This window comes from Spirillospora sp. NPDC049652, from assembly GCF_040675125.1.
Taxonomy (GTDB): Bacteria; Actinomycetota; Actinomycetes; order Streptosporangiales; family Streptosporangiaceae; genus Spirillospora.
Genome location: NZ_JBFAOF010000134.1, coordinates 1 through 12013 on the forward strand (window position 1 = coordinate 1; position 12013 = coordinate 12013).

At 72.4% G+C, this 12013-nt stretch carries 14 protein-coding genes; 9 read left to right on the forward strand and 5 right to left on the reverse strand.

All coding sequences use genetic code 11. The features are described 5' to 3' along the window. Positions 1–279: 279 nt before the first annotated feature. Positions 280–870 (forward strand): hypothetical protein, encoded by a 591-nt coding sequence (locus tag AB0J52_RS12140; RefSeq protein WP_500181616.1) that lies wholly within the window; start codon positions 280–282, stop codon positions 868–870. A gap of 42 nt (positions 871–912) precedes the next feature. Here AB0J52_RS12140 and AB0J52_RS12145 read toward each other — a convergent pair whose 3' ends face one another. Further along, the gene (locus AB0J52_RS12145) at positions 913–1587 is read right to left on the reverse strand and encodes a lysophospholipid acyltransferase family protein (RefSeq protein WP_500181617.1); all 675 of its coding nucleotides are present in this window, start codon (positions 1585–1587) and stop codon (positions 913–915) included. Positions 1588–1967: 380 nt separating this feature from the next. Next, positions 1968–3335 carry an alkaline phosphatase gene (gene phoA, locus AB0J52_RS12150; protein WP_500181618.1) on the reverse strand — a complete coding sequence of 456 codons (1368 nt, stop codon included), beginning with the start codon at positions 3333–3335 and terminating at the stop codon, positions 1968–1970. Positions 3336–3640: 305 nt separating this feature from the next. On the opposite strand from phoA, the gene AB0J52_RS12155 reads away from it, so the two are divergent. Further along, positions 3641–3982, forward strand: a complete 342-nt coding sequence (locus AB0J52_RS12155; RefSeq protein ID WP_500181619.1) for an STAS domain-containing protein — start codon at positions 3641–3643, stop codon at positions 3980–3982. Positions 3983–4000: 18 nt separating this feature from the next. Here AB0J52_RS12155 and AB0J52_RS12160 read toward each other — a convergent pair whose 3' ends face one another. Continuing rightward, positions 4001–4798 carry a glutamate ABC transporter substrate-binding protein gene (locus tag AB0J52_RS12160; protein WP_500181627.1) on the reverse strand — a complete coding sequence of 266 codons (798 nt, stop codon included), beginning with the start codon at positions 4796–4798 and terminating at the stop codon, positions 4001–4003. Between the two features lie 50 nt (positions 4799–4848). Here AB0J52_RS12160 and AB0J52_RS12165 point away from each other — a divergent pair, with 50 nt between their 5' ends. The 5 genes from AB0J52_RS12165 (at position 4849) to AB0J52_RS12185 (ending at position 8989) form a co-directional block, all read left to right on the forward strand. Next, positions 4849–5229: a DUF5941 domain-containing protein gene (locus tag AB0J52_RS12165; RefSeq protein ID WP_500181620.1), complete on the forward strand. Its 381-nt coding sequence runs from the start codon at positions 4849–4851 to the stop codon at positions 5227–5229. 25 nt (positions 5230–5254) lie between these two features. Continuing rightward, entirely contained in the window at positions 5255–5986 is a 732-nt protein-coding gene (locus AB0J52_RS12170) for a phosphocholine cytidylyltransferase family protein (RefSeq protein ID WP_500181621.1), read from the forward strand. A gap of 174 nt (positions 5987–6160) precedes the next feature. Continuing rightward, a complete protein-coding gene (locus AB0J52_RS12175) occupies positions 6161–7216 on the forward strand; it encodes an iron-containing alcohol dehydrogenase family protein (protein WP_500181628.1) in 1056 nt (351 codons plus the stop codon). Continuing rightward, the gene (locus AB0J52_RS12180; RefSeq protein ID WP_500181622.1) at positions 7194–8111 is read left to right on the forward strand and encodes a CDP-alcohol phosphatidyltransferase family protein; all 918 of its coding nucleotides are present in this window, start codon (positions 7194–7196) and stop codon (positions 8109–8111) included. Before AB0J52_RS12175 ends, AB0J52_RS12180 begins: the two co-directional genes overlap by 23 nt. Before the next feature lie 23 nt (positions 8112–8134). Then, positions 8135–8989, forward strand: coding sequence for a glycosyltransferase family 2 protein (locus AB0J52_RS12185; RefSeq protein WP_500181629.1), 855 nt, complete (start codon positions 8135–8137; stop codon positions 8987–8989). Here AB0J52_RS12185 and AB0J52_RS12190 read toward each other — a convergent pair whose 3' ends face one another. Continuing rightward, positions 8990–10048 (reverse strand): nucleotidyl cyclase domain-containing protein, encoded by a 1059-nt coding sequence (locus AB0J52_RS12190; RefSeq protein WP_500181623.1) that lies wholly within the window; start codon positions 10046–10048, stop codon positions 8990–8992. A gap of 309 nt (positions 10049–10357) precedes the next feature. Here AB0J52_RS12190 and AB0J52_RS12195 point away from each other — a divergent pair, with 309 nt between their 5' ends. Continuing rightward, positions 10358–10633, forward strand: coding sequence for a ribbon-helix-helix domain-containing protein (locus tag AB0J52_RS12195; RefSeq protein ID WP_500181624.1), 276 nt, complete (start codon positions 10358–10360; stop codon positions 10631–10633). Positions 10634–11072: 439 nt separating this feature from the next. Further along, positions 11073–11369: a hypothetical protein gene (locus AB0J52_RS12200; RefSeq protein ID WP_500181625.1), complete on the forward strand. Its 297-nt coding sequence runs from the start codon at positions 11073–11075 to the stop codon at positions 11367–11369. 449 nt (positions 11370–11818) lie between these two features. On the opposite strand, the gene AB0J52_RS12205 is transcribed toward AB0J52_RS12200, so the two are convergent. After that, a partial coding sequence (locus AB0J52_RS12205; RefSeq protein ID WP_500181626.1) for an ATP-binding domain-containing protein occupies positions 11819–12013 on the reverse strand: 195 nt, incomplete at its 5' end.

Genomic DNA, 12013 nt, shown 5'->3' on the forward strand with positions numbered 1-12013 from the left:
GCCCCCGCCGTGCGATCCGCCGCCGCAGCCCGCCAGCCCGACCACCGCGACGGCGGCCAGCGCCGCACCCCGGACGGACGGGCGGAGCGGCACGCGGGCCGCGGACGGGAACGGGGAACGGGAGGACATGTCCGCGACCTTACGGGGCGTCCGGGCCGGAACCGCCCGGACGACACGCCGGTGGACGAGCCCGGCCGCACCCGCGCTTTCAGATCCCGGCGGCAGGGGTAGACCTGCTACCGACAGTGATCGTCCCATCACCATTCACGGGGGAAGATGATGCCGCGCAAACTTCTGGTGCTGCCGGTCCTGCTGGCGCTCGCGCTCCTCGGGTCCGGGGCGTGCGGGAGCAAGCAACAGCACGCGACCGGCACGTCCGGCGTCGCGAACACCTCGCCCGCCATGACCGGGTCGCCCGGCCCGCAGGGGACGGCCGGGACCGGGTCGCCCGCCGCGTGCCCGTCCGAGGCCACCAAGAAGTTCGCCAAGACCCGGTTCGTCACCGACGCGGGCCTGGCCTTCGGCGCCTTCCACCGCTGGATCTACAAGCCGTGGCAGGCGGGGACGTTCAAGTCCGGCGCGGACGGCCGCAAGAAGGCGATCGTGAAGGCCGCCGCCGCGGGCGCGTTCACCCTGAACCGGCTGAACGCGGGCCGCAAGCTCGTGGACGCCGACCCGACGCTGTGCAAGACGCTCAAGCAGCCGCTCGACTCGCTCAAGAACAGCCTGTCCGGCCTCACCGCGAAGCTGAAGTCCGGGAACGCCGACCCGGGTGAGATCGGCTCGGTCGGCGGCGCGGTGGAGAAGTTCCGCCAGGAGGCCGCGCAGAACGGCACGAACATCAAGGACAAGACGCCGCCGAACGTCTGACCCGGTCGCCCTGACGCCCGGCCCCGGCAGCGGGGCCGGGCGTCAGGCCTTGAGGTCGGCGTGGTCGTTGTAGCCGCCCGCGTAGTCCTGGCCGGAGAGCTTCTGGATGTGCTCGACGATCTCGTCGGTGATGAGCCGCCGGGCCTTGGCGGGCGGCAGGTCGCGGTAGCGCGAGAAGTCGAGCGGCGCACCGATGCGGACGGTGGGCCGGGGGCCGAGGAAGCGGGGCATCGACTGGCCGATCGGCTGCACCTCCTCGGTGCCCGCCAGGCCGACCGGGAGCACCCGCGCGCCGGACTCCAGCACCAGCCAGCCGACGCCGGTGCGGCCCCGGTAGAGGCGTCCGTCGCGGGAGCGGGTGCCCTCGGGATAGATCGCGAACGCGCCGCTGTTGCCGAGGATCTCCAGGGCCTGCTCCAGCGCGCCCATCGCGGCGCGCTGCGCGCCGCGCCGCACCGGGACGTGCCCGAGCGTGGTGAGAAACCACCGGACGAAGCGGCCCTTGAGGCCGCCGCCCTCGAAGTAGTCGGCCTTGGCGATGTAGGTGACCGGGCGCGGGACGGCGAGCGGGATGATGAAGCTGTCGATGAACGACAGGTGGTTGCTGGCGACGATGAGCGGCCCGTACTTGGGGACGTTCTCGAGGCCCTCGATGCGCGGCCGGAACAGCAGACGCAGGATCGGCGCGACGATTCGCGTCATGAACGTGTAGAACACCCGGCCTCCCGAATTCGGCACCGCAACTGTAACCCCGGTGCCGTTCGCGGCACGCCACGGAGCACTTCCCGTACCACGGGCCGAAGCCCGGGGCCGCCGCCCGGCCGCAGGTCAGCGTACCGAGGATGGCCGAATTCCGGTAATTCATCCGGAACCGCAGGCTACTTTTCAGTAGGTTTCCGATGAGTAGGTTTCTGCTCCCGATAACGCGAATACCGCCGGTACCACAGGATGGACCCGAGTCCCACAGCACCCCCCATTCACGCCCTGGACTCGGCGGGAACGCGAGCGGACCCGCCCGGTCCCGGGTGCGCGGGATCGGACGGGTCCGTGCGGCGCCGGCCCGTGGGGCCGGAGGCCGCTGGAGCCGGAGGCGGCCGCTAGTGGCGGACGCCCAGGGCGCGGGTGATGGTGCCGAACAGGTCGGTCTGGTTGGTCACGCCGACCACGTTCGCGGCCTGCGGCCCCTGCGCGGCGATCCGCACCTGGGTGCCGGTGTGCTCCTGCGACTGGCCGGCCGGGTTGGTCGCGTAGTTGATCTTCATCTGGGCGCCCTCGTCGGTGACCAGGGTCGCGGTCTGGCCGGGGCTCTGCGCGTCCAGCGGGATGATCTGGCTGGTGTGGCCGTGGTCGGCGGTCGTCACCACGAGGGTGTCCGGGTGCCGGCGCGCGTAGTCCATGGCCAGCTTCACGGCCTTGTCGAACTCGACGGTCTCGCCGATCTGGCCGCACGGGTCGGCCGCGTGGTCGCGCTTGTCGATCGAGGCGCCCTCGATCTGAAGGAAGAAGCCCTTGCGCGAGCCGCGGGTCTGGCCGTCCAGGACGTCCAGGGCCTTGCTCGCCATCTGGGTCAGGTGCGGGCCGCCGAACTGGCCGTTCGGCGCGCAGCGGGTCGGCTCGGTGCCGCCGGTCTTGGCGAGCGGGCCGGTCCACTCCTGCGGCATGTTGCCGTCGGAGAACAGGCCGAGCAGGCGGCCGTCGCGTCCGGGCCGCGCCGACTGGAGGCCGTTCACGTCGGTGACGACGTTGTAGCCCGCCGACTTCGCCTGGTCGATGACCGTCCGCCCCTTGAACGGCCCGGCCTGGACGGTCTGCGCGAAGCGGGCCTTGCCGCCGCCGAGGTAGAGGTCGGCGCCGGTCTGGACCTGCTGCTCGGCGATCGAGCCCGCGCCGCCGTTCTCCTTGGCGTTGGCCGGGCACGCCTTCATGTCCTTCGGCCCCTGGCAGGACCGGTCGACCACGTGCGAGGCCAGGACGGCCGGGGTCGCGTCGGTCAGCTCGGCCGTCGTGACGTCGCCGGTCCGGAACCCGGCGCGCTTGGCCAGTTCGAGGATGGTCTGCTGCGGCCTGCCGTCCGGGGTGACCGAGATGGCGCCGTTGTAGGACTTGCGGCCCGTCGCCCAGCCCGTCCCGGAAGCGGCCGAGTCGGTGACGTAGTCGGGCAGGTTCGGGTGGTCCTTCTGCAGCGCGTAGGTCGTGTAGGCGCCGGTCAGCGGCAGCCGGTCCATGTTGAGGCGGCCGGCCGCGCCCTGCGAGTAGTTGCGGGCGATGGTGATCTCCGAGTCGCCCATGCCGTCGCCGATGAGCAGGATGACGTTGCGCGCCTTGCCCCCGTGGATGGCGTGCCGCACGTCGCTCGTCCGGTCCCCGTTCCAGGCGTTGGCCGCGCCGGACGCGACGACGGTGGTGGCGGCCCCGGCCGCGAGCGTGATCGCGGCGAGCCGCCGCACCTTTCCAGCCGCAGACATCGGCTGACCTCCCCTAAGTTTCGGACGTTCCGAGCGGGGTAATCGGATCAGTCGCAGATGAGCGCTTTGCCCGTTTTAGGTGGACGACACGTGAACGATCCCGGACTCGCCGTGCCCGCACGAGGCGCGGCGTCCGCACCAGTACATTGCGACCCATTCCCGCCAACCGCTTGGAAAGCCCGCGGCGGTGCGGGACGCTGGGAGGTCCGACCGCGCCCGGCCGGGCCCGGACGCGGGGAGCGTCCGGGACGGAGGGGCCGGCCGGAGTGGCCACAGCTCTCGTCAGGAGGGGTGGGGGGACCGGCATGGACTTCGACGTGAACCTGATGCGCCACGACCGCTGCACGCTGGTGCGGGTCCAGGGCGAGATCGACGTGGTGACACGGCCGTCCCTGGAGAAGACGCTGACGGACGTGATCGACATCGGCCAGCCGCTGGTCGTCGACATGCGGCACGTCACGTTCTGCGACTCCAGCGGGCTGAACGCGGTCGTCGGCGCGAACCGCCGCGCGTCCGAGCGCGCGCTCGGCTTCGCCCTGGTGGCGCTGCCGCCCCGGGTCCGCCGGGTCTTCAAGATCACCGGGGTGGACCAGTACATCCCGATTTACGAGACCCTGCGCGAGGCCACCGACGCCGTCAGCGCCTGACCCGTTCGGCCCGGGGGTTTACGAGCAGCCCTCGAACTGGGGGACGCTCGTGGTCAGCCGCGCGCCGGTGTTGGCGAACCAGCGTTGCAGGAAGCGGGCCGCCGAACCGTCCTGGTACATGCGGGTGAGGGCGCGGTTGACGGCCTCGCAGCCCCCGAGGTCGCCCTTGCGCAGGCCGATGCCGTACTTCTCGTCGGTGAAGGGCGCGCCGATGATGCGCAGGCCGGGGTCCTTCGCGGCGAAGCCCGCGAGGATCAGGTCATCGGTGGACACCGCGTCGAGCCCGTCCTCCTTGAGCGACTTGACGCAGGCGCTGTACTTGTCCACCTTCACCGGGACGGCGGGGATGCTGCGCTCGTCGGTGATCCGCTTCCAGGAGTTGGAGCCGTTCACCGCGCAGATGCGCTTCTTCGCCAGGTCGTGGACGCTGCTGATCGACCGGTCGCCGGACCGCACGAGGGTGTCCTGGTGCGCGACGTAGTAGGGGCCCGCGAAGGTGATCCGGGTCTTGCGGGCGGGCGTGATCGAGTACGTCGCGACGACCATGTCGACCGTGCCGCTCTCCAGGGCCTGCTCCCGGACCGAGGACGTCGTGGTCCGGAAGGTGATCCGGGACGGCGGGACGCCCAGCCTCCCCGCCACGTACGTCGCCACGTCCACGTCGAAGCCCTCGTAGCGGCCGTTCTTGAGCTCTCCGAGGCCTGGCTGGTCGGCCTTCACGCCGATGGTCAGCGAGTGCCGGTGCAGGATCGAGTGCTGGTCCGCCGAGCCCAGCGCGCACCCGGCCGGAAGGGCGGAGAAGGAGGCCGCCGCCAGCGCGACGCCGGCCGCGCGCGTCCGCGCTGTTCGTCCCGCCGCTGCTGCTGATGCTGACCGGGGCGGCCGCCCGGCACGGACATACCGGACGTCTCGACTGGCTCGTTCCGCCTACCATCCGTGCCATCGAGTATGGTTACCTGGCCGTACTGGGGTTCGCTCAGGGCGTGCCCGCGCCGCTGGTCTTCCTGCTGCTCGGCGTGCTGGCGTTCCACCACTACGACACCGTTTACCGCACCCGCCAGGGACTCTGGCCGGCGGATTGGCTGTTCCCGGCCGGGCTCGGCTGGGAGGGGCGGATGCTCCTGGTCGCCTTCTTCGGGCTCTCCGGGCTCCTTCCGTTCGCGTACGCCGCGCTCGCCGCCTACCTTGGCGTGTTGTTCGCGTGCGAGTGCGCCGTGAGCCGGCGCGGCTCGCCCGCGGCGGCGTGAAGGCTGACCTGAGGAAGAGGGAAACATGATCGGGATGGTGCTGGCGGCAGGAGCGGGCCGGAGGCTGCGCCCCTACACCGACACGCTGCCGAAGGCCCTGGTGCCCGTGGACGGCGAGACCACCATCCTGGACATCGCCCTGTCCAACCTGGCCGAGGTCGGGCTGACCGACGTGGTGATCGTCGTCGGCTACTGCGCCTCCGCCGTCGAGGAGCGCAAGGCCGAGCTGGAGAAGAAGTACGGCGTCTCCCTCACCCTCGTGCACAACGACAAGGCCGAGGAGTGGAACAACGCCTACTCGCTGTGGCTGGCCCGCGAGCACTTCGCCAAGGGCGTCCTCCTCGTCAACGGCGACACCGTCCACCCGGTGAGCGTGGAGAAGACGCTACTGGCCAACCGCGGCCCGCAGATCCTCCTCGCCGTGGACAACGTGAAAACTCTCGCGGACGAGGAGATGAAGGTCATCCTCGACGGCCAGGGGAACCTGCAGCGGATCACCAAGCTGATGGACCCGGCGACCGCGAACGGCGAGTACATCGGAGCCACGCTGATCGAGCCCGCCGCCGCCGAGGCGCTCGCCGACTCGCTGAAGGCGACCTGGGAGGGCGACCCCGACCTCTACTACGAGGACGGCTACCAGGAGTTCGTGAAGCGCGGCGGCCAGATCGGCGTCGCGCCGATCGGCGACGTCGCCTGGGTCGAGGTCGACAACCACGACGACCTGGCCAAGGCCCGGACGATCGCCACCACCTACTAGCCGTCCCGTCGCCGCCGCACGACCCGCGTCCGGGGTGCGGCGGCGACGCCGTATCGCGGCGGCGGACCCGCCCCGCGCGCCCCGCGCACCGGTCCGCCTCCCGGACACCCGCCCCGACCCGGGCTCTTCGTCCCCCCGCCCGAGGAAGAAGGCTTCATGCCACTGCTGACGCGGATGCTGAACGCGCCGCTGTCCATCGACGTCCGGCGCGGCGCGGTCGCCAGCCTGGGCGAGCTGCTCGCCGACGGGCGGATCGCCACCGAGGGCCGCGTCGCGATCGCGGTCGGCCCCGGCCAGGGCGCCAAGATCGCCGACCACGTCCGGACGTCCCTGGCCGCCTGCGAGGTCTTCCAGGTGGACGGCGGGACGGTGGACGCGGCGGTCGCGCTCGGCGGGAAGCTGCGCGCGGGGCAGTACGAGGCGGTCGTCGGGATCGGCGGCGGCAAGACCATCGACGCGACCAAGTACGCCGCGACGCTGTCGGGGATCCCGATGGTGTCGGTCGCGACGAACCTGTCCCACGACGGGATCTGCTCGCCCGTGGCGTCCCTGGAGCACGAGAAGGGCAAGGGCTCGTTCGGCGTCGTCATGCCGCTGGCGATGATCGTCGACCTGGACTACGTGCGGGCCGCGCCGGACCGGCTGGTCCGGGCCGGCATCGGCGACGTGGTGTCGAACTTCTCCGCCGTGGACGACTGGCTGCTGGCCGCCGACGCGGTCGGCACCCGGATCGACCGGATGGCGCTCACCGTCGCCCGCACCGCCGCCGAGGCGCTGCTGTACCAGCCGAAGTCGGTCGAGTCGGACGAGTTCCTGACCGTCCTCGCCGAGGGCCTGGTGCTGTCGGGGATGGCGATGGCGTTCGCGGGCGACTCGCGGCCCGCGTCCGGCGGCGACCACGAGATCATGCACGCGATCGACCAGATGTTCCCCGGCACCGCCAACCACGGGGAGCTCGCGGGCCTCGGCGCCGCGTTCTGCTACCACCTGCGCGCGACCCACCTCGGGACGGGCGGGGAGCGGCTGCAGGAGATCCTCACCTGCCTGGGACGGCACGGCCTGCCGCGCGTCCCGGGCGACGTCGGGCTGTCGGCGGAGCAGTTCGCCGCGGCCGTGAAGTTCGCGCCGGAGACCCGTCCCGGCCGCTATACGATCTTGGAACACCTCGACCTCGACGCCGCCGCGGTCCGCGCGGCGGTGGACGACTATGTCCGGGCCTACGGAGGCTGACGTGACCGTTCCGACCGAGGGGGGACGCCCCCCCACACCCCCCGGTCCGACCGCGCCGGCGGCCGCGCCCGCGGCCCCGTCCGACGACCGACCGTCGCGGAAGGCGGCGAAGGTCCGGGACGTCCGGCGGTACGGGCAGCCGCCCGGCCTGAAGGACCGGCGCAACGAGGAGCACTGGGCCGGCCGCTACTACATGCGGTCGCTGTCGCCCTACGTCTCCTGGCTGGCGCTGCGGCTCGGGTTCAGCCCGAACCAGCTCACCTACATGATGATGGCGTGCGGCGTGCTGGCGGGCGCGGTCGTGTCGATCCCGGGGTCCGGGACGGCGGCGGTCTGGCCCGCGCTCGGCGGGGCCGTCCTCATCCAGGTCTACCTGCTGCTCGACTGCATCGACGGCGAGGTCGCCCGGTACCTGCGCCGCACCTCGGTCGCGGGCGTCTTTCTCGACCGGATCGGGCACTACCTGTCCGAGGTCGCGCTGCTGACCGGGCTCGGCTTCGCCGCCCAGGGCGGCTGGCGCAACGGCGGCTACGTCGAGCTCGGGCTGCTGGCCGCGCTCGGCGCGGCGCTGATCAAGGCGGAGACCGACAACGTGGTCGTCGCGCGGGCCAAATCCGGCCTGCAGGCCGACCCGACCGGCGGGGACCGGGCGCTGCGGCCCCGGTCCACCAAGATCGCGCTGGCCCGGCAGGCCGCGTCCATGCTCGGCTTCCACCGGATCATCGGCGCGGTCGAGCTGTCCCTGTTCATCCTGGCCGCGGCCGTGCTGGACGCGGTGCTCGGCACCGAGACCCCGGCCGCCATGCGGGTCCTGTGCGTCGCGGTCGCCGCGGTCGCCGTGGTGCAGACCCTGCTGCACCTGATCAGCATCCTGGCCTCGCGGAGGCTCAAGTGAAACTCAGCGTCGTCGTCCTCACCATGGGGAACCGGCCGGTCGAACTCGCCCGCGCCGTGCAGAGCGCGCTCGACCAGGAGCACGTGGACGTCGAGGTCGTCCTGGTCGGCAACGGCGTCGACCCGGTCGGCGAGCGGGCCGGCGAGGCGCCGTTCAACGACCCGCGGGTGAAGACGCTCAGCCTGCCGCGCAACCTCGGCATCCCCGGCGGCCGCAACCGCGGCGTCGAGGCGTCCAGCGGGGACGTGATCCTCTTCCTGGACGACGACGGCTGGTACCGCTCGACCCGGCTCGGCGTCCACCTGCGCGACCGGTTCTCCGCCGACCCGACGCTCGGGATCGTCTCGTTCCGCGTCCGCGACCCCGAGGGCGGACGCGGCGAGCGCCGGCACGTGCCCCGGCTGCGCGCCGGAGACCCGGAGCGGTCGTCAGCTGTCACTACGTTCCTCGGCGGCGCCTGCGCCGTCCGCCGCGCCGCGTTCGACGCCGGCGGCGGCCTGCCCGAGGACTTCTTCTACGCCCACGAGGAGACCGACCTCGCCTGGCAGGTCCTCAACGCGGGCTACCACATCGTGTACGACGCGTCCGCGGTGATGTTCCACCCGGCCGTCCTGCCGACGCGGCACGAGATGTTCTACCGGTACAACGCCCGCAACCGCGTGTGGCTGGCGCGCCGCAACCTGCCCTGGCTGCTGGCGCTCACCTACCTCGGCGTCTGGGTCGGCATGACCGTCCTGCGCGAGCGCAAGCCGAGCGCGCTGAAGCCCTGGTTCCAGGGGTTCGTCGAGGGCTGGCGCAAGCCCGCGGGGCCGCGCCGCCCGATCTCGTGGAAGACCGCCTGGCGGATGACCCGCACCGGCCGTCCGCCGATCATCTAGCTAGCCCGCCATCCGCCCCGTCCGGATCAGCCGCCGTGCGCGGTGCGTCCGGACGGGCGGCAGCACGGTCCGGCGGTCCACGCCGCCGCCTCCGGCTTCCCCGTGCCGTTCGGCGTCGGCGCCGTAGACGGCCGTCCAGCCGACGAGCCGGTGCTCCTTGACGTGGACGTCGATCCGCTCGAACCCGTCCTTGTCCGGGAGCGCCTCGTGCACGCGCGGGGAGAGGATCAGCCCGAGCAGCCGGCCCGGCTCGGTGAGCCTCTCCTTGAGCAGCGGGGCGTCCAGGAGGCGCGAGGCGGCGATGACGGAGTCACCGAACGCCCCGCGCTCGTCCACGGCGGCGCGTCCGGCGTCCAGCGACACCCGGAGCCGCAGGTCGAGGCCCGGCCCGGCGGACCGGTCGTGCGCGCGCAGACCGTCCAGCAGCGCCGGGACGGCCCCGGTGACCAGCCGTCCGGCCGGGACGTCCGCCGGCAGCAGGAGCAGCGCGCCGTCGCCGCGGTCCTCCCGGTACCAGACCGACGGGCCGGCGCCGACGCCGTCCAGCGCGTCCAGCACGAGCGTGTAGGTGACGTCGCGGATCGTCCGGCGGTCGCGCTCGGTGCGCCGCGCGGAGCCGAACCCGGCGATGTCCACGAACATGATCGTGCAGTCCCGCGTCCCCTGCCAGAGCGCTCCCCGAGGCGGCCCGCCCCCGGCCGGCGCGGGGGCCGGCGCGGCGTGGCGCGTCCGGTCGGGCGGACGCTCCTCCGGGACGATCGCCAGCGACGGCCTCGGCGGGAAGGGCGTCTTCGCCTCCGCCTCCGCCGGTGGCGGCACCAGGGCGGCCGCGGACATCGTCGCGGTCCGCTCCCGCAGCAGGAGCATGGCCCGTTCAGGCCCGTCCGGCGCGGTCCCGGCCTGGCCGCCGGTGTCCGTGCTCAGGCCGGTGTCCGCGGGCCGGCCCTGGCGGTGCTGGCGGCCCAGCAGCAGGATCACCGCAAGCTGCGCCACCGCCATGGACACCATCGCCATGGCGACCAGCGAGATGGCCATGACCAGCACGATCGTCTCGGGCATCTGCCGCCCCCGATCTCGCGAGGGACCCGCCCAGTGCGGGCCACACTGATGACAGTAGACTGATGTGTGAGTGATGTACATACGTTACTCACATGATCGGTGTATGACCGGGAAGTGGGAGGAGTGGAACATCGTCCAACCGGGTAGACCCTTTCTCACCCGCGTTGACCGGTGTACGTCCCAGGCGCATACTGGCCGCGCACGACGGCAGCCGCCCGGGACAGCTCCCGGCGCGCCGGCCGCCCGCGCGGGCGGTGCCGACGGGCCGCGAGCGGGGCGAGGAGTCGTCCCGGTGGAGGAGACCCGCTGATGAACAAGTCCGAAGCCCCCTCGGCAGACCAGAGCCGGGACCAGTCCGCCCACGGCGAGGGGCCGGGCGCGCGCGAGCGGGTCACCGTCAACCTCACCGCCAAGGGCGCCGCCGCGCTCACCGAGCTCATGCGCCTCACCGGCGACACCAAGACCGACGTGATCAACCGCGCCCTCGGCGTCTACGCCTACCTGGAGTCGGTCACCCAGGAGGGCGGCAAGGTGTACGTCCGCGAGCAGGACGGTTCCGACCTGGAGCGCGTCCGCTTCCTCTGACCGGCCCCGCCGCCCGACGGCGAGAATGTGGCTGCATCCTGCTATTTCCGCAGGTCATGCGGCCTTTGTGGCATGTTCCCGGTGAGGTGTGGTGTGGCTCCGGGCTGCGCTCCGGGTCGTCCGGAAGGCTCCAAACATTCCAACGAATGGATGAGGTTCACAACCAGCGCTTCGTTTTATCAGGTATGAAGCATGATCGTATGTTTGCCAGCACCCGGTTCAGGAAATCCTATTGGTGTAAGAGGTTGGGATGACTGGACGAGCCGCACCAATGAGTGAGGCGGGACGGTCGGTCCACCCAGCCAATAGGACGCACCGAGTGCTCGGATGGTTCGTACCGGTTCCGGGCCTCACCGGATCGCGGTGATCCCCTCCCCGGGTCGCGCGGTCACTCGCAGCAGAGAGGGACGAGGACCGAGGAACGAAGGAGGTCCCCGCGATGATCAGCGTCGTGATGGTCTACGTGGTGATGGCGGCGGCGCTTGCCGGGCTGCTGGCCATCCCGTTCTACCTGGTCCGGTTCGCCTACCGGAGCCGCCGCGCGCAGTTCTGGCAGGGCCAGCAGGACTCCAGCGGCCAGGTCCGCTACCAGTCGCCGTACGTCTGGGCCCGCCGGGCCGCGGGCGAGCCCCCGCTGAGCGTGGAACTGCGCCCGGTCGCCGCGCCCCGGTCCGGCCGCGACCGCGACGCCGGCGACGACTCCGCCCCCGCCCTGGTCGGGACGGGCGCCGGCTGACCGGACGGACGCACAGGGAGAACCGATCCGTGAAGCCCGCCGTAAGCCGTCTCGTGAGCCATACCGATCTCAGCTCGCAGGAACCGTCGAGCCGAGCCGACCCCCTGATCGTGAAGGAGCCCGCCCTCCCGGAGGGCCCACCCCGCGGCGGCGCCGACCGCGCCCGCCTCCTGGACGGGACCGCCGCCGCGGACGACCAGGACGTGTGACCGGCCCCGCCGGTCCCGACGCACGGCGCCGACGCCGCCGCCGAGCCACCCGCCCACCCGCATCCGGCGAGCAGCCCCCCGCCCTCGCCGCCCCCACCGTGAAGGCCGGACGGCCCACCACCCTCACCGTCCCGGCCGGAGCGGAACCCGGCGGTCCGGACCGCGACCGGTCCGGGCTTTCGTCTTTCCGCGGCTCCGAGCCCCCCGGGGCCGTCCGGCGGCATCGCGCCGGCGAGGCCGTCAGCGGCCGAGGAGCAGGTCCCGCCAGGCGGGGTCGGCGGTCAGGACCGTGAGACGCTGGGTGGCGCGGGAGACCGCCACGTACAGGACGCGCAGGCCGCGCGGGGACTGGGACGCGACCGTCTCCGGCGCGGCGATCACCGCGGCGTCGAACTCCAGGCCCTTGGCCTCCAGGACGTCCAGCACCTGGACGCG

Bases quoted from the DNA above. Each gene is read 5' to 3' on its own strand.
- AB0J52_RS12140 (WP_500181616.1), top strand. From the start codon at position 280: ATGCCGCGCAAACTTCTGGTGCTGCCGGTCCTGCTGGCGCTCGCGCTC.
- phoA (WP_500181618.1), bottom strand. From the start codon at position 3,335: ATGTCTGCGGCTGGAAAGGTGCGGCGGCTCGCCGCGATCACGCTCGCG.
- AB0J52_RS12155 (WP_500181619.1), top strand. From the start codon at position 3,641: ATGGACTTCGACGTGAACCTGATGCGCCACGACCGCTGCACGCTGGTG.
- AB0J52_RS12165 (WP_500181620.1), top strand. From the start codon at position 4,849: ATGCTGACCGGGGCGGCCGCCCGGCACGGACATACCGGACGTCTCGAC.
- AB0J52_RS12170 (WP_500181621.1), top strand. From the start codon at position 5,255: ATGATCGGGATGGTGCTGGCGGCAGGAGCGGGCCGGAGGCTGCGCCCC.
- AB0J52_RS12175 (WP_500181628.1), top strand. From the start codon at position 6,161: ATGCTGAACGCGCCGCTGTCCATCGACGTCCGGCGCGGCGCGGTCGCC.
- AB0J52_RS12180 (WP_500181622.1), top strand. From the start codon at position 7,194: ATGTCCGGGCCTACGGAGGCTGACGTGACCGTTCCGACCGAGGGGGGA.
- AB0J52_RS12185 (WP_500181629.1), top strand. From the start codon at position 8,135: ATGGGGAACCGGCCGGTCGAACTCGCCCGCGCCGTGCAGAGCGCGCTC.
- AB0J52_RS12190 (WP_500181623.1), bottom strand. From the start codon at position 10,048: ATGCCCGAGACGATCGTGCTGGTCATGGCCATCTCGCTGGTCGCCATG.
- AB0J52_RS12195 (WP_500181624.1), top strand. From the start codon at position 10,358: ATGAACAAGTCCGAAGCCCCCTCGGCAGACCAGAGCCGGGACCAGTCC.
- AB0J52_RS12200 (WP_500181625.1), top strand. From the start codon at position 11,073: ATGATCAGCGTCGTGATGGTCTACGTGGTGATGGCGGCGGCGCTTGCC.